Annotated in this window: 14 protein-coding genes; 5 read left to right on the top strand and 9 right to left on the bottom strand. The window is 66.4% G+C overall.

Translation table 11 applies throughout. From position 1 onward, the window contains the following. Positions 1–160: 160 nt before the first annotated feature. Positions 161–565, top strand: a complete 405-nt coding sequence (locus tag BN2156_RS01420) for a DUF732 domain-containing protein (protein ID WP_090515333.1) — start codon at positions 161–163, stop codon at positions 563–565. A gap of 61 nt (positions 566–626) precedes the next feature. Here BN2156_RS01420 and BN2156_RS01415 read toward each other — a convergent pair whose 3' ends face one another. Beyond that, the gene (locus tag BN2156_RS01415; protein ID WP_131725120.1) at positions 627–2,552 is read right to left on the bottom strand and encodes a hypothetical protein; all 1,926 of its coding nucleotides are present in this window, start codon (positions 2,550–2,552) and stop codon (positions 627–629) included. Between the two features lie 213 nt (positions 2,553–2,765). Then, positions 2,766–7,586, bottom strand: a complete 4,821-nt coding sequence (locus BN2156_RS01410; protein WP_090509440.1) for a prolipoprotein diacylglyceryl transferase — start codon at positions 7,584–7,586, stop codon at positions 2,766–2,768. A gap of 971 nt (positions 7,587–8,557) precedes the next feature. On the opposite strand from BN2156_RS01410, the gene pepN reads away from it, so the two are divergent. Next, positions 8,558–11,143 (top strand): aminopeptidase N, encoded by a 2,586-nt coding sequence (gene pepN, locus BN2156_RS01405; RefSeq protein WP_065463267.1) that lies wholly within the window; start codon positions 8,558–8,560, stop codon positions 11,141–11,143. Between the two features lie 91 nt (positions 11,144–11,234). Beyond that, complete coding sequence (locus BN2156_RS01400) at positions 11,235–11,576, top strand: HNH endonuclease (protein ID WP_090509438.1); 342 nt, start codon at positions 11,235–11,237, stop codon at positions 11,574–11,576. Positions 11,577–11,651: 75 nt separating this feature from the next. On the opposite strand, the gene BN2156_RS01395 is transcribed toward BN2156_RS01400, so the two are convergent. The 3 genes from BN2156_RS01395 to BN2156_RS01385 are packed head-to-tail and all read right to left on the bottom strand — an operon-like array spanning position 11,652 to position 13,048. After that, positions 11,652–12,125 (bottom strand): DUF5130 domain-containing protein, encoded by a 474-nt coding sequence (locus BN2156_RS01395; RefSeq protein ID WP_090509435.1) that lies wholly within the window; start codon positions 12,123–12,125, stop codon positions 11,652–11,654. After that, complete coding sequence (gene ctaJ, locus BN2156_RS01390; protein WP_090509432.1) at positions 12,112–12,345, bottom strand: aa3-type cytochrome oxidase subunit CtaJ; 234 nt, start codon at positions 12,343–12,345, stop codon at positions 12,112–12,114. Before ctaJ ends, BN2156_RS01395 begins: the two co-directional genes overlap by 14 nt. 58 nt (positions 12,346–12,403) lie before the next feature. Continuing rightward, positions 12,404–13,048, bottom strand: a complete 645-nt coding sequence (locus tag BN2156_RS01385; RefSeq protein WP_162490709.1) for an HNH endonuclease — start codon at positions 13,046–13,048, stop codon at positions 12,404–12,406. A gap of 144 nt (positions 13,049–13,192) precedes the next feature. Here BN2156_RS01385 and BN2156_RS01380 point away from each other — a divergent pair, with 144 nt between their 5' ends. Together BN2156_RS01380 and BN2156_RS01375 are read left to right on the top strand one after the other, a co-directional pair. Beyond that, entirely contained in the window at positions 13,193–13,597 is a 405-nt protein-coding gene (locus BN2156_RS01380) for a globin (protein ID WP_067767304.1), read from the top strand. 1 nt (position 13,598) lies between these two features. Continuing rightward, a complete protein-coding gene (locus BN2156_RS01375) occupies positions 13,599–15,146 on the top strand; it encodes a glycoside hydrolase family 13 protein (protein WP_090509427.1) in 1,548 nt (515 codons plus the stop codon). Here the strand turns inward: BN2156_RS01375 and BN2156_RS01370 are convergent. Genes BN2156_RS01370 through BN2156_RS01355 form a run of 4 tightly spaced genes read right to left on the bottom strand, consistent with a single transcriptional unit; the run spans position 15,143 to position 21,595 of the window. Continuing rightward, the gene (locus tag BN2156_RS01370) at positions 15,143–15,646 is read right to left on the bottom strand and encodes a putative immunity protein (RefSeq protein WP_090515329.1); all 504 of its coding nucleotides are present in this window, start codon (positions 15,644–15,646) and stop codon (positions 15,143–15,145) included. The two genes, BN2156_RS01375 and BN2156_RS01370, sit on opposite strands and share 4 nt — an antisense overlap. A gap of 32 nt (positions 15,647–15,678) precedes the next feature. After that, positions 15,679–16,341, bottom strand: a complete 663-nt coding sequence (locus tag BN2156_RS01365) for a DUF8185 domain-containing protein (RefSeq protein WP_090509424.1) — start codon at positions 16,339–16,341, stop codon at positions 15,679–15,681. After that, positions 16,338–16,745 (bottom strand): acyl-CoA thioesterase, encoded by a 408-nt coding sequence (locus BN2156_RS01360; protein WP_090509422.1) that lies wholly within the window; start codon positions 16,743–16,745, stop codon positions 16,338–16,340. The genes BN2156_RS01365 and BN2156_RS01360 overlap by 4 nt, the downstream gene beginning before the upstream one ends. Further along, positions 16,742–21,595, bottom strand: coding sequence for an NAD-glutamate dehydrogenase (locus tag BN2156_RS01355; protein ID WP_407661584.1), 4,854 nt, complete (start codon positions 21,593–21,595; stop codon positions 16,742–16,744). Before BN2156_RS01355 ends, BN2156_RS01360 begins: the two co-directional genes overlap by 4 nt. Positions 21,596–21,635: the final 40 nt, after the last annotated feature.

Below are 21,635 nucleotides of genomic sequence, written 5' to 3'. Positions count from 1 at the left end.
CGCATGTCGACATGCATGCTGAAGTCACGGGAGCAGCACAGGAAACGCAAAGTGCGCGAAGCTTTACCGAAACGTGTTGTTCCTGTGACCCTGGTCAACCACTGTTGCCCAAGTGAGCAGAGCGATATAAGGGTTCTGCGTGATAGCTGAGGAGCTGAACATGGCCGCTCGTGCCTTTCTGGCGACTGCGGGTGCGGTCGTGGCCGCCCTCGCGCTGGCAGTCCCCGCGCAGGCCGACCCGATCCCGGTCCCGGATCCGACGACCGACAGCTCGTTCCTGAACGCGCTGAACGACGCCGGGGTGGGCTACGGCGACCCCAACACCGCTGTCCAGATGGGCCAGGACGTCTGTCCGATGCTGGTCGAGCCCGGTAAGGACTTCGCGTCGGTGGCCTCCCAGATGCGTGGCGACGGCGGCATGTCCCCGCAGATGGCCTCGTTCTTCACCGGGATCGCCATCCAGATGTACTGCCCGCAGATGATGTCGTCGATCAGCGACGGCTCGATCCTGAACAACCTGGGCGCGCTGAACGGACTCGCCGGGATCGCCGGCTTCCCCCAGTAGAACCAACGGTCGGGTTCTGTCGGGTCGCCCAGACCCAACAGAACCCGACGTCTCGTTCGATTCAGTCAGCGGATCCTCCGCTGGAACCGGCTGATCCCGACGAACTCGAACTTGTGGGTTTCTTCGCCGACGCGGACTTCGTTCCCTGACCCGACACTTTGGCGATGTCCTTGACCTTGGTGGTGATCGACTTTACCGCTCCTTGCACAGCAGCTTTGGTCCGCTCACGAGACGGGGTCTTGGTGCCGCCAAGCGAGGCCTTCGCGCTAACCGGCTTCTCCGGTTTCTCCGGCGAATCCGACGGCACTGGGTCTACCTTGTTCGATGCACCGCTGGTGGTCGTCGGCGCGGCCGTGGCCGAGGCGACGTCCTGGGACGCCGCCTCCTGCGGTGTGATGGCGACAGGGGCGGTCTGAGTCGATGTCAGCGCAGCCGACGCCGGCGCGACCCGTTTTGCGACCGGCTCCTCGTCGAGGACCACCGATACCGACTCGGTCTGCAGCGACGGGAGCGATGTGGCGGATCTCGCCGCGATCCGATCGGTCAGATTCTTGAAGTCCTGACTTGCCTGCAGAACGGAGGACGCCAAGGAATCCACGATTGAGCCATACTCCTGCGCGAGCAAGTTCGATAACTGCTGGGCACCTGGCGTGACGACCGCGCTGTAGATCGGAGCCAGCCCGCTACCGATGGCCGCCGAAGGGTCTTCGAAGCCCAACAGACCCGAGGCCAATCCCGATACCGAGACAAGTTGCGTCGGCAGGATGTCGCCGACCGGAATCAGATCAGCCGGAATGATGCCTACTGCATCGCGACCCGTGGACGCGGTTCCGATCTGAATCGGCGAGATCGGGCTGATGCCGTACAGCGACGGTGCCGTGTAGCCGATCCCTTCCGGCCCCAAGTTGAAACCGCCCAGTGAATAGATGATCGGGATCGGCACAGCACCGGTCAACGGATTCTGGATCACGAGGATGTTCTGTCCGTTATTGAGGTTGACCCCGTCGGTGCCGACGTAGTTGCCGCTGCTGACATTGAGGGTGGTGAGCCCGAACCCGAGTGAGGGAATCGAGGCGTTGGAAATTGTTGCACCGACGGGTATGTAGAGCCCGCTGGCGCTGGGCAGGACAGCCGCCACACTGAACACGCCGGCTTGTCCGAGGCCGCCCGGTACCTCGAGACCGGCGGCTGCCGTCGGCAGCGAGATCACGAAATCGTTCTGGCTGATCCCATCGGATACCGCCAACGTCGGTGCCGCTGCCCACCAACCCATCGCCGCATCGAGCGGGAACGTGTACACCCCTTGGGCCACCGGCAGATCCGCCGTGATCGACGGGGAGCCGGGCGGAGTCTGCACATAGGTGTTGGACACCGACGTCGAGCCGCCGATGCCGAGCAGCGGTACCCCGAAGCCAGAGTGGAAGGTCTGCTGCGTCGCCTCGAGACCCGGAACCAGCTCACTGAGCGGCGGGATACTGCCGACAATCCAATCCACTCCAGGAACGTTGAAGACTGCGTCCAGGCCGTCGGCGAAACCGACCAACAGGTCCGCACCGGGCAGTGACGTCGGTACAGGCAACGTCTCGAAGCCTTGGCCGGGAATGTTGATCTGGGGAACAACCCCGGGTAAAGCAGTCGGCATCGGTACCCGGGCTATCGCGCGCACGACACTCGGAAATTCCGAGATGTCGGTCATGTCAACCTTCTCGTTGCTGGCACTGAAGGTGGGCAGCACGCCATTAGCATTGGCCGCCAAGGGCGCCCAGAACCTATTGAAGGCATCGGTGGTATGGGTAAGACCGCTGACGACGTTGTCGATACTGTGCGAGAACTTCGACACATCATCGGCATAATCGGGCGCGGCTGCAGAGGCGTTGCCGGCCGAGGCCATCAGCCCAACGGCGGTGGCAGTGGCGAAGATACCTGCGGTCGCCGCGGGCCGACGCACCGCACTCTTTCTTGATTTCTTTGACTTGCTGCCGGCCATGGCCAGCTCCTTTCATATGTGAGAGCCCGCTCGTGACGGGCCCGCTCGATGTCATGACCGCGGATGGCCATCGGGAGATATGGCGGAATCTCGGACTCGTGCGCACCTCGAAGATGGCTGATCCGTTCAGGTTTACGGCCAGCACGACGGTCCGAGAGCCCGCACCCTCGGGGGTGGGGATCGCTTTGCGATCCCCACCGGCCGGGTCAGGAACTACTTGGTCGAACCACCACCGGCAGAATCAGTCGATCCCGTGGATGCACCACCCGACGAAGACGATGTGCCCGCCTTGGCGCCACCTGGCTTACCGGACTTCGAATCCTTCTCGCCGACAGGGGCTTTGACCCGGCCAGCAACGCCGGACTTCTCCGCAGCCCGCTGTCCACTGCTGGCCGAACCGCCCTCAGAACGCTTGTTCCGAGTGTCGTCAACCTTGGCGCCGGCCTCGGGCTTCGCGCCGGGCTTTGCTTCAGACTTTGCCTCGGTCTTCGCGTCGGCCTTAGCTTCTGACCTGACCACAGACTTCACCTCGGCGTTGGCGTCAGCCTCAGCCTTCGCCTCGACCTTGATGTCAGGCACAGACCCAACCGTGGACTCCACAGCATCGCGGGTAACTCCCCCAGGGGTATCGGCTGCGGATGGGGCCGAATCATCAGCGACGACTGTCTTATCGGTGCTCGGCACATCGAGCGCCACGGACCGGGGGGTGCCGGTCACCGGAACCGCGGCAGGACCATCGGTGATGACGCTGCCGGACGGCACAGTTGTCTCCGGGGTCTCGGCCGCCGTCGCCTGAGTCGTGCCCACCGGTACGAGCTTTTCAGGCATCCAGTCGATCCGCTCCTTGAGCTGACCAGCCAGCTCCCGCAACGATTCGTCGGCACCCGGCAACGTCGCCGCTGTGTCGTAGTCCGCCCGCGCCTGAGTCAGCCGATCCGAGATCGCTTGGAGCATCGGTGCGCCAGACTTGTCGTGTAGCGGCGTCAACGCCTTGACGATGTCAGCCGACACCGTCGTCGAACCCTTCGGCGAGATCGCATCCAGCGGAATCAGATCCTGAATCGGCACCCCCGTCCGAGCATCGATTCCGGGTACGGCCCCGATCTGTACCGGCGGGATCAAACTCACCCCGAACAGCGACGGAGCGGTGTAACCCACACCGTTGGGCCCGATGCTGAATCCGCCCATCGAGTACACCAACGACACCGGATTGCCCACATTCAGCGGAGTCTCGATCACCAGCACGTTCTGACCGAAATCTACATTCACACCCTCGATTCCGACATAGTTGTGCTTGGTCTGATTCGCATGGGTCACACCGAATCCCAGCATCGGCACCGACACGTAGGAGACCGTCGAGGACACCGGCATGTACATCCCATGCTCACCCCGCACCATCACCGAAATCGAATACGCACCAGCAGAAGCCAGGCCACCCGGTAGCTGACGATCCACGTCGTGACGCAGGACGTGGGTACCCTTCTGGTCCTGTACGGCCTGCTGTGCGGCGGTTTCAGCAGCTGTGGCAGCATCGGTCGCGGCCTGCATCGCGTCGGCGGTCTGGCTAGCCTTGGCGACAGCCGCATCCTTAACAGCTTGCGCATCCGCAGTTGCTTTTTCCGCATCCGCCAAAGCCTTGTCTGCGGCAGCCTTGGCAGCCTCCGCTTCGGTTGCGGCCATGTCTGCAGCAGAAGCCTTCTCGCTCGCACTGTCGGCGTCTTGCCTCGCAGTCTCCGCAGCGGCTTCAGCTTCGGTCAATGCCTCGTCGGCAGCGGCCTTGATCGCCGCGGCATCCGCAGCAGCCTGTGTCACACCCGAAAGAACTTGATCTGCACTATCTTTCGCTGCTGCGGCATCCTGGTATGCCGTCTGTGCATCGGCGAGCGCGCTATCGGAGACGGTCTTCGCTGCTGCGGCGTCCTCGACAGCCGCCTTGGCGTCAGCGACGCTCTGGTCGGCAGCTTCTTGGACGGCAGTCGCATCGGCAGCGGCCTTGGCGGCGTCAGCAGCCTCCGCGTCCGCGGCTTCCTTGGCGGCCGCGGCGTCCGAGGCGGCTTTGTTGGCGTCGTCAGCAGCCTGGGCCAGCGATTCCTGTGCGGACTGCGCATCCTTGGCAGCCTGATCGGCCGCCGCCAACGCCTGGTCGGCAAGGTCCTTGGCGGCTTGCGCATCGGCCACCGCCTTCGTCGCATCGACGATCTTTTCGTCGGCCACATCCGAGGCGGTCACCGCATCGGCGGCAGCACTTTCGGCGGCGGCCAGGGCATTGTCTGCGGCCACCTTGGCTGCCACAGCCGCGTCCGCGGCCGCTTTGGCCTCGAGCGCATCCTGGTCCGCGGCGGTCTTGGTCGCCAGCGCATCCTGAGCAGCCTGGTTCGCATCGGCAGCCCTCTGATCGGCCAGATCCTTTGCGTCCGAAGCGTCGGTCGCCGCTTTGGCAGCGACCGCGGCCTCATCGGCAGCATCCTCGGCTGCAGCAGCCGCGTCAAAGGCCCCCTTCTCTGCGTCCGCTAACGCCTGGTCGGCAGCACTCTTGGCCTCAGCCGCGGCATCGGCCGCCGCCTTTGCTTCGATCGCATTCTGGTCTGCGACGGTCTTGGCCGCCAGCGCATCCGACGCAGCCCGGTTCGCATCCGACAACGCCTGGTCCGCATCTGCCTTGGCCTGTGCCGCCGCCTCAGCAGCCGTCGTTGCCTCAGTAGCGTGCTGATCCGCAGCAACCGACGCCGAATCAGCAGCCGAAGCCACCGTGGTCGCGTCTTGTAATTCCTTGTCCGCCAATGCCTTGGCCGCGTCAGCATCGGCGATCATCTGCGTCAGCGTGGCCACCCCCTGGGTTGCGGACGCGAAGTTGGCATCTGCGATGGAAACGGCCAACTTGGCCGAGTCAACCGCAGCCTTGGCCGCCGCTTCTTGAGTCTGGGCGTTAGCCGCGGCCGCGTCGGCAGCCGTCTTGGCGACCACCGCGTCATCCGCAGCCTGTTGCGCCGAGGACACAGCAGCCTGATCCAGCACGAGTTGCGCCCTCGCTGCGTTGAGCTTGTCCAGGGCCGCACCCTGCAAGGCATAGCCCGAGGCCCAGTCTTGAGCCTTTCCTACCGGGTCATAGGCGTAGTAGTTGACCTCGGCCTGAGCCGCGTCGATCTGCGCCTGAGTGGCCGTCGCGGCTGCTTTGGCCTGCTGCAAGGCGGTCGCGGTGGTCTGCACATTGGCATCCGCGGTGACCGCATAGGCCTTGGCCTGCTCGATGCCGGCGATCGCTGCCTGCGCGTCACTCAACTCCTTGTCGGCGTCCGCTTTGGCGTCCCGCGCATCTTGCAAGGCGGCGTGCACCGGGTCTTCATAGGCATGCAGGTCCGCCGCGGCAGCGTCGGCCGCGGCAGCCTTTGCCCGCGCATCGGACAGCGTCGCATCAGCAGCGGTCTTGGCCGCCAACGCATCCGCGGCAGCCTCATCGGCAGCCACCTTCGCGGCATCCTTGGCCACCTTGTCCGCATCAGCAGCCTCCGCGGCAGCCTCCGCCGCGACGGCGTTCTGATCGGCGACGGTCATGGCGTCACCCTTGGCCGCTTTGTCGGCGTCGGCCGCAGCCTTGTCCGCGGTGGCCTTGGCCAGGACGGCGTCGGCCGCATCGGCCGCGTCCTTGGTATCGGACAGCGCCGCATCCGCAGCGGTCTTGGCCGCCAACGCATCCGCGGCAGCCTCATCGGCAGCCACCTTCGCGGCATCCTTGGTCACCTTGTCCGCATCAGCAGCCTGCGCTGCGGTCGTTGCTGCCGACACCGACTCATCGGCAGCGGTCTTGGCCGCCAACGCATCCGCGGCAGCCTCATCGGCAGCCGACTTCGCAGCGGCCGCTTCGGCTGCCGCCCGCTCGGCGTCGGCCACACCCGCTAGGGCGTCCGCCAGCGCGGTGTCAGCGGCTTCCTTGGCAGCGTCCTTGACTGCCTTGTCGGCCGAAGCCGCATCGAGAGCAGTCTTGGCGTCCAGGTAGGCCTGGTCGCTCTGGACTGCATGGATCTGGGCATCGGCGAAAGCCTGGTCGGCAGCGACCTGCACCGCTGCTGCATCCGCAGCGGCCTTATCCGCATCGCTGGCCTTCTGCGCGGCCTCATCCTTGACGGCCGCCGCCTCTGCGGCAGCCCGCTGGGCGGTCGACAGCGCCGCATCGGAGTCGGTTTTGGCGGCCAGTGCCTCTCCGGCAACCTTATCGGCCGCAACCAGTGCGCTGTTCGCGTCCGCAAGTGCCTTCTCGTTCGCCGCGGCGGTGGCCTGTGCATCGGCGAGCGCGCTCTTTGCCGCAGCCTGTACGGCGTCCGCCTGCTGTTGCTGCGCAGTCGCCGTATCCAAGGCAGCCTTGGCGTCCAGGTAGGCCTGGCCACCCTCAGCCGCATGGGTCTGCGCGGCGGCGAACGCCTGTTCTGCTTCGGCCTTGGCGGCCTCCGCCGACCGCTGCTGCGCGGCTGCAACATCCGCCGCAGCCTTGGCATCGAGATATCCCTGTTCGACGGCAGCCGCGGCCGCCTGCGCTTCAGCCTGGGCGGCTGCCAGCGCGTCCACCGCGGCCTGGGCCTCCTGGGCTGCCTGTGCTGCGATTTCGGCATCATGGCGCGCCAACTGAGCCTTCTCCGCAGCGGACTTCGCCGCTGCCTGCTTCTCGGCGACCGCGGTGTTCCCCGCGACCTCCTGGGCGATCCACTCTGCCTCGGCCTCATACTCCCCGGCTCGCGCCGCAGCATCCTTGGCTTTCTGCGCGATCGCGTCAGCGAGCGCCTGCGCGTCGGCCAAAGTGCGTGCGTCGCCGTGCGCCGCAGAGGCTTCCGAAGCCCAGAACCGATTGGACCTGCCGTCCTCATCATTGGTTCTGGTCAGCATGTCGCTCAGGGCGTCTGAATAGGACTTGAGCTCTACCGCCCACGCTGCTGAGGCACCAGCCTGGTGACTGAGCAGCCCAGCGGTGGTGGCTGCGAGTACACCGGCCGCGGTCACCGACCTCCGGATCGCAATCCTCCTGGTGTTCTTCTTGGTTGCCATGACAGTTTCCTTTCATTTGAAGGCCCGCTCATGACGAGCCCAGGGGTGCACGAATCCACATGGGTCTCATTGAATTCGCTGAATAGGGAAATACCGTTGCGAAGATAGGGAGATAACCCATTTATCGCTAGGGACTTTTGTCACCTATCACGGAGACTTTCGAGGAATGCCCCACAGCATTACCTGCCGCCTCCGTGGACCTTTCCCGATCGACTTGATATTAACATTTTGAGCTGCACCGATACAGCTGAGCATGAATTCCTCAGGCAATACTTAGGTAGATGCTCTAGCAATTTCGCCTCTTGGCTCATTGCGCATCGCCCACGACAGTCGCCACATTGCCTGCGACCGCTCTGGCCGTGAGGTAAACCAGCCGCATGCCTCTTCCACGGCCATATATACCCAGTTAAAAGGCCATATTTGAGAATCCACCCACCGCGGAGTGCACAGCCGGAACCGTCGCCTAAACGTTGCTGTCCCCACAACTGCAGGCGGCCAAAATCGACGCCAGAAATGGGATGTCGACATATTGCAGCAACTATTCATAGCCGCTGACTACTCCCGAGATCCGCTGCGGCGCAGGGAATCACAAGAACGGCCATCGAATAACTTTGAATGGACCGTCAAGAAAATAGACAGACTATACTTTCTGGGCCGAAACCGCAATTTGTGGCGATTATTTCCGAATGGGATGGCCGTTATTTCAATTTAATTTTCGACTATAAATCGAAAATTTGCTATCGCAAAGACAATTTGCACGCTGCAACTTCCAGGCGCCACCGTTGAAAGGAAACTCCGTTGTCGGGCCACGCCGGCGAGATTGTGGACCTAAGCGGAAACTGCTGTGGCACAATCACTTACGCCACACAGTCCTCGGCCCCTCCGTCGGGACCAGCCGACCAGACGCGGTCGGTGCACGCCCCGACGGCCTTAGACGCACCCCACCGACGGCCAGCCACTAGGTTGGACGGGTGGCACTTCCCAATCTCACCCGCGAACAGGCCATCGAGCGCGCCGCTCTGGTCACCGTCGACAACTACCGCGTCGTCCTCGATCTCACCGACGGCAACGGCAAGCCGGGCGAACGCACCTTCCGTTCCACCACGACCGTGCAGTTCGATGCCCTCGCCGGCGCCGATACCTTCATCGATCTGGCCGCCGAGACCGTCCGCAGCGCGACGCTGAACGGCGTCGCACTCGACGTATCCGGTTACGACGAATCGACCGGGATCGCACTCACCGGCCTGACCGAGCACAACGTCCTGGTGGTCGATGCCGACTGCCTGTACTCCAACACCGGAGAGGGCCTGCACCGCTTCGTAGACCCCGTCGACGACGAGGTCTACCTGTACTCGCAGTTCGAGACCGCCGATGCCAAGCGGATGTTCGCCTGCTTCGATCAGCCCGACCTGAAGGCCACCTTCGACGTGCAGGTCACCGCGCCGTCGCACTGGCAGGTGATCTCCAACGGGGCGACCGTCAGCGCCGAGCCTGACGGCCCGGCCACCGTGCACACCTTCGCCACCACCCCGAAGATGAGCACCTACCTGGCCGCGCTGATCGCCGGACCGTACGCGGCGTGGCGCGACTCGTACTCCGACTCCCACGGTGAGATCCCGTTGGGCATCTTCTGCCGGGCCTCGCTGGCGGAGTTCATGGACGCCGACCGGCTGTTCACCGAGACCAAGCAGGGTTTCGGCTTCTACCACGCCAACTTCGGCACGCCGTACGCCTTCGGCAAGTACGACCAGCTGTTCGTGCCCGAGTTCAACGCGGGCGCCATGGAGAACGCCGGCGCGGTGACGTTCCTCGAGGATTACGTCTTCCGGTCCAAGGTGACCCGGGCCTCCTACGAGCGTCGCGCCGAGACCGTGCTGCACGAGATGGCGCACATGTGGTTCGGCGACCTGGTCACCATGCAGTGGTGGGATGACCTGTGGCTCAACGAGTCCTTCGCGACGTTCGCGTCGGTGCTGTGCCAGGCCGAGGCCACCGAATACGACACGGCCTGGACCACTTTCGCGAACGTGGAGAAGTCCTGGGCCTACCGGCAGGATCAGTTGCCCTCGACTCACCCGGTCGCCGCCGACATCCCGGACCTGGCGGCCGTGGAGGTCAACTTCGACGGCATCACCTATGCCAAGGGCGCCTCGGTGCTCAAGCAGCTGGTGGCCTACGTCGGGCTCGAAGAGTTCCTGTCCGGCCTGCGCGACTACTTCCGCGACCACGCGTTCGCCAACGCCACGTTCGGCGATCTGCTGGGCGCACTGGAGAAGTCCTCTGGGCGTGATCTGTCCGGCTGGGGCCAACAGTGGCTCAAGACAACGGGTCTGAACACGCTGCGGGCCGACTTCGACACCGACGATTCCGGTGCATTCACCCGGTTCGCCATCGCGCAGTCGGGCGCGGCGCCGGGCGCCGGGGAGACGCGGGTACACCGGTTGGCCGTCGGCATTTACGACGACGACGGCTCGGGCAAGCTGGTCCGGGTGCACCGCGAGGAGCTCGACGTCGAAGGTCCGCTCACGGATGTTCCTGCGCTGCTGGGCGTTTCGCGCGGAAAGCTCATCCTGGTCAACGACGACGACCTGACCTACTGCTCGTTGCGGCTGGACCCGGCCTCACTGTCGACGGTGCTGTCCCGGATCGCCGACATCGCTGATCCGCTCCCCCGCACGCTGGCCTGGTCGGCTGCCTGGGAGATGACCCGCGAAGCCGAGATGAAGGCCCGCGACTTCGTCGCCCTGGTGATGAGCGGCGTGCACGCCGAGACCGAGGTCGGGGTCGCGCAGCGCCTGCTCATGCAGGCGCAGACCGCGCTGAGCTCATACGCCGATCCCGCCTGGGCCCACGAGACCGGCTGGCCGGCGTTCGCCGATGCCCTGCTCGATCTGGCCGGCACCTCCGCGCCGGGTTCTGATCATCAGCTCGCGTTCGTCAACGCGCTCTGCAGCTCGGTCCTGTCGCCGAACCACGTCGCCGTGCTGTCGACGCTGCTCGACAACGAGCCCGCCGCGGTGAACCTGCCCGGCCTGGTGATCGACACCGATCTGCGCTGGCGGATCGTCACCGCGCTGGCCCGCAACGGCGACATCGACGCCGACGGGCCCGAGACGCCGTTCATCGACACCGAGGCACAGAACGACCCCACCGCGGCCGGCAAGCGTCACGCGGCGGCGGCCTCGGCTGCCCGTCCGCAGGACGAGGTGAAGTCCGCGGCATGGGAGCAGGTCATCGAGGACGACACGATCGCCAACATCACCACCCGCGCGATCGTCGGCGGATTCGTGCAGCCCGGTCAGTCCGAGCTGCTGGCGCCCTTCACGACCCGCTACTTCGCGGCGATCTCCGGAGTGTGGGAGCGCCGGTCCAGCGAGGTCGCGCAGACCGTGGTGATCGGGCTGTACCCGTCGTGGGACATCAGCCAGAACGGGCTGGATGCGGCGGACGCGTTCCTGTCCGATCCCGAGGTGCCGCCCGCGCTGCGTCGCCTGGTGGTCGAGGGCCGCGCCGGTGTGGAGCGCTCCCTACGGGCCCGCGCCTTCGACGTCAGCTAGCCCACCTGCACCGCGAGCGTGCGTGTCTGCTGCCCGACACGCCGTGCCTGAGCAGCATTCTGCGCACGCTCGCGGGCCATACGCTGTGCCGATGGCGGTCAGTCGAACCCGCGCGGCACGGGCCGCCCGCAAGCGCAAGCGCCGGATGGACCTCGTGGTCCACGACCTCACCGACGAGCAATGGGATGCGATCAAAGCGGCGTGGGGCGGGTGCGCCTACTGCACCAGCACGACCGGTCCGTTCCAGAAGGACTGCGTCATGGCCATCTCGCGCGGCGGCCGCTACACCTTGGACAACGTGGTGCCGGCCTGCGCATCGTGCAATGCCAGCAAGTGCAACTTCGAGGTCAGCACCTGGATGCGCCGCAAGCGGCTCGATGAGCGTGCGTTCCTGACGCGGTATGTGGAGATCCGCAACAGCCTGACCGGATAGGCAAGCCCGCAAATGCAGCGAGCGTGCGCGGCTGTCGGTCGACAACCACGCACGCTCGCGGTGCTGAGTACTGATTCAGGCAGGGGAAACGCCGGCCGACAGCACGCGCACGGCGCTGATCAGACCGTCGATCAAGTTGCCTTCCTTGAAGGAGGCGGCAGCGGCCGAGACGCCCAGCGGGGCGGCCTCTTCGATGCCACGACCCTTGACGTCGGCGCCGTAGACCACCTCGATGGCGTGCTGGTCGGGCGAAACCGCCAGCAGCACCGCGTTGTTGGGGGTGGGCACCTTGGCCAGGATCTCGCGCGCGGTGGCCGCGGTGTCCACACCGAGGTCGCCGATGTAGACCGCGAATCGGGCCTTAGCCGCCCGCGAGCCGTACTTCAGCGCGTCGTCGAGGACGACGAGGTCCATCGTCGGGAACGGGTAGTGCACCGACAGCTCGCCGGGCTCGGTGACCCCGGAGATCCGACCGCTGTAGGTCAGGGCATAGCCGTACGGCAGTTCCAGATCCGACGGCGCGACCGTCGTAACTTCACCACTTGCCACTTGCGCCGCCTCCGATCGTCACACCGTGTGAATCATGCCCGCCATGCCCGTGACCCTGCGGCTCCTCCGCAGCCCACAGGATGGGCTCGTGGGTCCACGGGTCGGACATCTTGTAGGTGGCCGGGTGCGGTCCTTTGCGGGTCAGATAGATCAACGCGAGGACCACGAACAACAACAGCGGAACCCCTCCGAGGAGGGAATGGGTAAGTGCTGTGCTCACGCGCAAACCGTATCAGCCGCAATACGTCGATGCGCCGAGAGTGCCCAGCAAGTCGGCGTCACGCCGCGCCTTCGCCCAGATAACGCACCCAGGCCGGGTCCAGCTCCTTGATCGTCGACAACAGTCGCCAGTGCTGCCCCTTCGGTGGCATCGGCGCGCATCGCAGTGACCAGCCCAATTCGGCCAGCAGGCGGTCGGCCTTGCGGTGGTTGCACGGTGCGCACGCCGCCACGCAGTTCTCCCAGGAGTGCTCACCCCCACGGCTCCGCGGGATCACGTGGTCCACGGTGTCGGCCCGCCCTCCGCAGTACGCACACCGGAAGCGGTCACGGTGCATGAGCGCGGCCCGCGTCATCGGAATGCGGGCGCGGTAGGGCACCCGCACGAAAGTGCGCAGCCGGATCACCGAAGGCACCACGATGGTGCGGGTGGCCGAGTGGATGACCGGCCCCGACGGGTCGTCGTGCACGACGTCGGCCTTGCCGCACATCACCATGATCACCGCGCGCCGCAGTGGCAGCGCGGTCAGTGGTTCATAGGTGGAGTTGAGGAGCAGCACCCGGCGGCGGCCCCACAGGGAGGCGTCCGGATTCGACGTCGGGAGTACCTCGACGCTGTGCAGGGGGCGATTTGGCACATGGGGTCCCGATGGGCCGGGAATGTGGCCGGTCCGTCGCATATGGCTTTTTTTGCTGTGCGCCATGGAGCCTCCGAGGAGACAGTCCACCATGGATCCTGGAGATCTGCACGAAAATTCTTTGTGTGTTCGCAGGTCAGTCCAATGAACACCAGGTGACCACGGTGCTGTGACCGGCGCCTGAGCGCCGTCGGGCCACAATGGACCACAATGAACGACGTGACGCAGGTGCAGCGATCTTTCTACGACGAAGTCGGTGGGCACGAGACGTTCGCGGCGATCGTGTCGCGGTTTTACCAGCTCGTGCGCGAGGACGAGATCCTGCTGCCGTTGTATCCCGAGGACGACATCGACGGCGCCGAGGAGCGGCTGCGGATGTTCCTCGAGCAGTACTGGGGCGGACCGCGCACGTACTCCGACCAGCGTGGCCACCCCCGGCTGCGGATGCGTCACGCCCCGTTCCGGATCGGATATCTCGAGCGCGACGCCTGGTTGCGCTGCATGCACACCGCGGTGGCCTCGATCGACTCGGCGACGCTCGACGAGCCACACCGGCGCGCGTTGCTGGATTATCTGAACATGGCCGCGGACTCGATGGTGAACTCGGCGTTCTGACATGCGCCGGTGGTGGACGGACGCGGTTTTCTACCAGGTCTATCCCCGCTCATTCGCCGACAGCAACGGCGATGGGGTCGGTGACCTCGACGGGGTGAGCGCGGGGCTGGACTATCTGGCGGCGCTCGGTGTCGACGCCCTGTGGCTCAACCCCGTCATGGTGTCGCCGATGGCCGACCACGGCTACGACGTCGCGGACCCGCGCGATGTGGATCCGTTGTTCGGCGGCATCGCCGCCCTCGACCGCCTGCTCGAAGCCGCCCACGCCCGCGGGATCCGCGTCACCATGGATCTGGTGCCCAACCACACCAGTTCGGCACACCCGTGGTTCGTCGAGGCCCTGGCCGATCCGGCCCGCCGCGACCGCTACAGCTTCCGGGACGGCCGCGGCCCGCGCGGTGATGCACCGCCCAACAACTGGGTGTCGGTGTTCGGGGGCCCGGCCTGGACCCGGATCACCGAACCCGACGGCACCCCGGGCCAGTGGTATCTCCATCTGTTCGACCCCGCCCAGCCCGACCTGAACTGGAACCACGCCGCGGTGTTCGAGGATCTGGAGAAAACGCTGCGGTTCTGGCTCGACCGCGGGGTCGACGGCTTCCGCATCGACGTGGCCCACGGCATGGCGAAGCCGCCCGAGCTGCCCGACATGACGGTCACCGACTCGGCACTGCTGCGCAACAGCGAGGACGATCCCCGGTTCGACAACGACAGCGTGCACGACATCCACCGCTTCATCCGTACCGTGCTGGACGACTATCCCGAGGCGGTGGCCGTCGGCGAGGTGTGGGTGCACGGCAACGAGCGCTTCGCCAGGTATCTGCGTCCCGACGAGCTCCATCTGGGCTTCAACTTCCGTCTGGTGCAAGCCGATTTCGATGCCGGCGAGGTCCACGACGCGATCGACAACGCGATCGCCGCGGCCAACCTGGCCGGGGCGACGCCGACGTGGACGCTGTCCAATCACGACGTGGAGCGGGAAGTCACCCGTTACGGCGGCGGGGCCCGCGGGTTGGCGCGGGCGCGGGCGATGGCCCTGGTGATGCTGGCATTGCCGGGAGCGGTATTCGTCTACAACGGCGAGGAACTCGGGTTGCCCAATGTCGACCTGCCCGACGCGGTGCTCCAGGATCCGGTGTGGGAGCGTTCCGGTCACACCGAACGCGGGCGGGACGGGTGCCGGGTGCCCATGCCGTGGTCCGGCGATGCGCCGCCGTTCGGGTTCTCCTCGAACCCCGACACGTGGCTGCCGATGCCCGCCGAATGGGCATCGCTGACAGTCCACCGCCAACAGGGCGACCCGTCATCGACGCTGGGGTTCTACCGGCGGGCCATCCAATTGCGCTCCAGCCGTGCGGAATTCGCCGGGGCCCGCATCGAGCTGACAAGCTCGGACGGACTTCTGACAGTGCGGCGCGACGGCGGCCTGAACTGCGTGCTCAATACGGGCGGCGATGCCGTGCCGTTGCCGTCAGGCCAGGTCCTGCTGAGCAGCGCGGAGCTGACCGACGACACGCTGCCCGCGGACGCCGCGGTCTGGCTGGTCTAGCGAGACGACGTGCGCAACGCTGCGTCCAGCGCCGCCATCAGCTGGGCCACGCGGCCGCGACCTGACGGCACCGGCGGATAACGGGTCAGCACGTCGATCAACGCCGGTGTGGCACGTTGTCGAGCCCGACGCAGCGTACTGTCCCGAGCCTGCGGACCATCGCGGATCTCGGCTATCCGTGCCGCGTTCGCCGCGGCACGCAGGATGTGGCCGACCTGATGCGCTTTGGCGATCGGATGCAGGTACGCCGCCGAGGCTGCGTCTCCGGCCGCTTGTGCGGCCAGCCGCGCGGATTCGGAGTCGGCCGCGGCGGCCGCCCGGTGCGCGTCGAGCGAAGTGACCCGCTGCGCCTTGGATCTGGGCGCACCGTGGACGAACTCCCAGGCGGCGGCGACGGCGGCGCGGGGCCGCAGGTCGTCAGGGTGGGTGCCCTCGAACACGTCGAGGACGTCGTCAGCAGTCTCCGCCACGTAGCGGGCGACGACGCGGAGTTCGTCCATGGTCAACTCGAAGTCGCCCGCCGTCACGACGGTCAGCCCACGATCAACGCGGCACTGTCACGGCGGCGATACACCGAACCGAATCGGGCATCGATCCGCAGCCACGACGGGTGTGCGCGGACCCGGACGATCTCCTGCTCGCTGACCTGATTGCCGGTCTGCGGCAGAAACCCCATGGCGGTCAACGCGAAAACGCAGCGCATCGGAACGCCGACCTGCTGCTCGCCTGCGCTGACAGCGATCACCTCTTGATCCAGCAGCGACACCGGCGGTCCGTGGGCGCTGCCGTGTTCGCGGGCAAGGGCACCACCCTGCTGGGCCAGGTCGAGCATCACCCGTGCGGGGACGTCGTCGAGGTGGACGAACCCGTCCTCGGGTGGCAGGCCACCGCGCCAGGCCGAGTCCATGGGGAAGCCCGGATCGACGTAACCGTCACTCGCAGTGGACAATCCGGCCACCAGGGCGTCGGCCCCCGCGGACAGGTCCGAGGGCCGCACCCGCCCGGTCACCACTCTGCTGGCCAGCACGTCCAGACCGGTCGCCACCCATGCCACGGCCGCGCCGCCGATCCCCCGCCGCTCCCGCAACCGCACCACCGCGGCATCGTCCAACCGCAACGCCCGGTCGACGAACGTCGCCAGATCCCTACGGTCGCGCGGATCGTCGATCCACAGGCCGCGCTCCGGAGCGGTCATCTCAGATGGCTCTCCAGATAACCGCGCTGCTCGGCCGTCAGGCGTTCCAGCCGTTGTTCGGCGATGTGGACGGCAGCGAGTTGGGTCTCGCCGATCACCGAGGGTTTGGAATCGGGGTCGGCGTTCACCGACCGCACCTCGTATCCGATGGTGAAGTCGACCGCGCGCACGCGCTTGGACCACATGGTCACCTGCAGCGGGGAGTCCACCAGCCGCAGCTGGCCCTTGTAGCTGATGCTGACGTCGGCGATGAGCAGGCCGATGGTATCGATGGTGGCCGCGAAAGGCTCACGCAGAAAAGGGATCCGGGCCTCTTCGAGAATCGTCACCATCGTGGCGTGATTGATGTGCTGGTACATGTCGATGTCCGACCAGCGCACGTGCACCGGTGCTGTAAAACTCACGCAGTTGTTCCCGTTCCACTCGTTCGTGTCATGCTGCGGATCTGCCGCGCCGCCACCGACAGCGTCGCCAGGTCCTGCTCACCATCTTGGTATATCTCGGTCAGCGTGCGGCGGGCGCGGGTCACCCTGGAGCTGTTGGTCAGCTCCCACTCGGCGATCTTCTCCTCACCGGTCTCCTCGGGTTCGCCGACCGCGAGCACGTCGAAGCACAGGGCCCGCAGCGAACCGTAGATATCGTCGCGGATCGCCAATCGCGCCAAGGAATGCCAACGGTCATCGCGCCCCAGCCGGGACACCGCGGTGAGCAGGCCGTCGGCACCGAGGCGATCCATCAGCGCGAAGTACGTGTCAGCCACCTCGGCCGGCTCGCGGTCGACGATGTCGGAAATGTCGATCACGTCGAGCAGGCTGTACTGGTACAGCCCCGTGGCCACCGCATACGCCAGTTCGTCGGACACACCGTGCGAGGAGAACTCTCCGGCCTCCTTCTCGACGATGGCCTTGTCGTCACCGCGCAGCCACTGCGGCATGTTCGGCCGCAGGGCGGAGACCTTTGCGGCGAACCGGTTGATCTCGGCGCCGACGGCCAGCGGTTGCGGCCGGTAGTTGAGCAGCCAGCGCCCGGCCCGGTCGACCAGCCGGCGCAGGTCCAGGGTCATCCGGTCGGTCACGAACACCGGCACCCCGTCATCGCCGGCGGCCCGGATCCGGCGCCACACCTCACCGATCCCGAAGATGGCGTCGGTGGCCACGTAGCTGCGCACCGCGTCGACCGGCCCGACGCCGACGTCCTCGGTGATGCGGTACGCGTAGCTGATCCCGCTGGTGTCGACGAGATCGTTGACCAGCATGGTGGTGGTGATCTCCCGGCGCAGTTGGTGTGACCGGATCTCGGCGGTGAACTGGTCCCGCAGCTTCTCGGGGAAGTACCGCGGCAGCCGGGCGGCGAACACCTCCTGGTCGGGCAGGTCGCTGGCCAGCACGTCGTCTTTGAGGTTGAGCTTCACGTGGGCCATCAGGGTAGCCAATTCCGGTGAGCTCAAACCGATTCCGGCGTCGACACGGCGCCGGATCTCCTTCTCCGATGGCAACGCCTCGAGCTCCCGGTTGAGCCCACGGTTGGCCGCGAACTCCTTGATCATCCGAGCGTGGACCGACAGCATGCTCGCGGCGTTGGCCCGGCTGGTGCCCATCAGGTCGTTCTGGTCCTTGTTGTCGGTCAACACCAGGGCGCCGACCTCGTCGGTCATCGACAACAACAAATCGCGGCGCTGGCCCGGCTCTACGCGCCCAGCGGTGACCAGCGAGTCGATCAGGATCTTGATGTTGACCTCGTGGTCGGAACAGTCCACACCCGCAGAGTTGTCCAGGGCATCGGTGTTGATCCGGCCGCCGGCCAGGTCGAATTCGATGCGTCCCAGGGACGTCACACCGAGGTTGCCGCCCTCGCCGATGACCTTGGCCCGCACCTCGTTTCCGCACACGCGGATCTGGTCGTTGGCGCGGTCACCGACGTCGGCCTCGGTCTCGGCCTTGACGTAGGTGCCGATACCACCGTTCCACAGCAGGTCCACCGGCGCCTTGAGAATGGCCTTCATCAGGGCGGGCGGCGTGAGTTCCGCTACCTCACCGTCGATCCCGAGCGCGGCGCGGGCCTGCGGGCTGATCGGGATGGACTTCTGCTGACGGCTGAAGACACCGCCGCCCTCGCTGATCAGCTTGGCGTCGTAGTCCTCCCAACTGGACCGGGGCAGGTCGAACAGCCGCCGGCGTTCCACCCACGACCGGGCGGCATCGGGGTTGGGATCGACGAAGATGTGCCGGTGGTCGAAGGCGGCGATCAGCCGGATGTGCTTCGACAGCAGCATGCCGTTGCCGAATACGTCACCACTCATGTCGCCGACACCCACGACGGTGAAGTCCTGGGTCTGGGTGTCCACCCCCATCTCCCGGAAGTGCCGCTTCACCGACTCCCACGCGCCTTTGGCGGTGATGCCCATGGCCTTGTGGTCGTACCCGATGGAACCGCCCGAGGCGAACGCGTCGCCGAGCCAGAACCCGTAGGACTTGGCGACCTCATTGGCGATGTCGGAGAAGGTGGCAGTGCCCTTGTCGGCCGCGACCACCAGATAGGCGTCCTCCCCGTCGCGCCGCACCACATCGGGCGGGGTTACGACGGCACCGGTCCCCTTGTCGACGTTGTCGGTCACGTCGAGCAATCCGGAGATGAAAAGTTGGTAGCACGCAACACCTTCGGCGCGGGTCGCCTCGCGGTCGACGGCGGTGTCGCCGGTGGGCTCGGGCGGCCGCTTGACCACGAACCCGCCCTTGGCGCCCACCGGAACGATCACGGCGTTCTTCACCGCTTGGGCCTTGACCAGGCCGAGGATCTCGGTGCGGAAGTCCTCACGACGGTCCGACCAGCGCAGCCCACCGCGGGCCACGAACCCGAACCGCAGGTGCACGCCCTCCACCCGGGGCGAGTACACGAAGATCTCGAATTTGGGCCGCGGCAACGGCAGCTCGTTGATCAGGCCGGGGTTCAGCTTCATCGCCAACACGCCGCGTTGCCGCGCCGAATCCGGGCTCTGCACAAAGTAGTTGGTGCGTAGCGTGGCCTGGATCAACGTGGCGAAGGCGCGCAGCACGCGGTCGGTGTCCAGGCTCACCAGGGCATCGATGTCGGCGGCCACGGCGGCAGCCGCCCCCTGGGCGTCCCGCTCCCCGGCGGTGTCCTCGGACGGGTCGAACAGCGCTTCGAACAGTTGCACCAGTGACCGGGTGGTGTGCGGGTTCTCGTTGACCACCGACTCGATGTGCGACTGGCTGTACGGAAAACCCGCCTGACGCAGGTACTTCGCGTACGCCCGCAGGATCACCACCTGCTGCCAGGTCAGGTCGGCGCGCAGCACCAGTTCGTTGAACCGGTCCACCTCCACCCAGCCGTGCCAGATCGCGGTCACCGCGTCGGCGAACCGCTGGGCGGTCGCCTCGCGTGAAGCCGCGTCGGGCGCCTCGGGGATGCTGCGCTGCCGGGCCACCCTGAACTGGTAGATCCACACCGGCAGGCCGTCGGCGCGGCGCACGGTGTACGGGCGCTCCTCGAGGACCACCACACCCATCGACTGCAGCATCGGCAGCAACTCGCTCAGTGAGGCCGACTGTCCGCCGAGGTACCAGGTGAGCTGGGCGAGCCCGTCCTCCCCGCTCTCGGCGAACACCAACTTCACCGAATTGTCCTGCAGCCCTTCGATGATCGCGATGTCGGCGATGGCATTCGCCGGGGCCACGGCTTGTTTGTAATCGTCCGGGAACGCCGAGGCATAGTGCTCGACGGCGGCGGGACTGAGCGCCGCGTGCGCTGCCGCACTGGTCATGCGGTCACCCCAGTTGCGGGTGGCTTCGGTGAGCAGGTCCTGGATCCGGTTCTCGTTCTCGGTGGAGGTGTCCACGCTGTGCGCGGTAGTGCCGTCGGGCAGGCGGACGGTGAAATGAACCACCGCCCATGGCGATTCACTGACCCGGGCCGAGTAGTCGATGCTCTCGCCGCCGAGCTCGCGCACCAGGATGTCCTGCATCTCCAGCCGGACCGCGGTGGTGTAGCGGTCACGCGGCAGATACACCAGGCAGGACACGAAGTGCGCCAGTTGATCCGCACGCAGGAACAGCAGGGTGCGGCGCCGCGACCCCAGGTCCACCACGGTCAGCGCCATGTCCAGCAGTTGCTTGGAGCTCAGCGCGAACAGTTCGGGGCGCGGGATGGTCTGAACGATGTCGCGCAGCAACTGGCCGGGATGGCTGGGGTCGCGCCGGGCCATGGCCAGCGCCTCCTCGACGCGCCGCGAGATCAACGGGATCTCAAGCACGTTGGCGTTCATCGCGGCCACGGTGAACAGGCCCACGAAACGATGCTCGGTAGCGGTGGCGTCACGTTGTTGCCCGGTCTCCCGCACGACAACGATGTACGGGTAGGCGCCGTAGCGCACGTAGCTCGGCATCGTGGCTTGCGCGAGCACCATCAGATCGTCGGCGGCGGTCAGCGGCGGCAGCACATCCTCGCGCAGCTTGAGCACGCCGAGCCGGCTGGCCGGATCGACCGAGGCCTGGCCGTCGTTGATGGCGCACTGCTGGTAGCCCAGCAGCACGAAGTGTCCGTCCGAGAGCCAGCGCAGCAGCGCCGCGACGTCCCGGCGATCGGCATTGGGAAACCGGCCCTCGACATCGGTGGCCACGTCGTTGGCCAGGGCGTGTAGAGCGGCACCCATGGCCGGAGAATCCAGCCCGATCTGGCGGGCCTCGGCGAGCACGCCGGGCACCAGCCCGACCACCTCGGTGAGGGCGGGCCCGTCGGCCGCGCCGCTGACCGGGACCAGGATCCAGCACTCGTCGACGCCGTCGGCCCCGGTGGCCTCGGCCGCGGGCTGGAAGTCCTGCAGCACCCCGTCGGCATCGCGGTGCACCCGAAAGACCGGGTTCATGATGGCCGGGTAGGCGATGCCGTGGCGGTGCAGCAGCACCGTCACCGAATCCACCAGCATCGCCGCCTGCTCGGTGACGATCTGCAACGCCGGGCCGGAGTCGGCGTCGCCCGGATACACCGCGACCTTGGTCTCCCCCGGTGCCCGCTGGCCGCCCAACGCATAGTGGGCGGCCACCGTGGCATCGGAGACGAGACGCTCGGCCACCGCGGCCTGAGGCCCGGTGGCCGCGACGCCCGGTGCGTCGGCCTGCGGAGCCCGATAGGTGGACAGGAAGGCGACTGCGAGCCGGTGGATCATCTCAGGCGGCGCCTGAGAGCGATCCCGGTCGCTAATTCCCTGTCCGCGAAGAGCTCCCGGCTCGGCCGTCATACGGATCACTCCCTACTCACGCCCATACACCGGCATTGGT

Origin of the sequence: Mycolicibacterium neworleansense (assembly GCF_001245615.1) — a bacterium.
Classification (GTDB): domain Bacteria; phylum Actinomycetota; class Actinomycetes; order Mycobacteriales; family Mycobacteriaceae; genus Mycobacterium; species Mycobacterium neworleansense.
The sequence above is the reverse complement of the archived record's forward strand: the minus strand, read 5'-3'. Positions and strand labels throughout refer to the sequence as shown.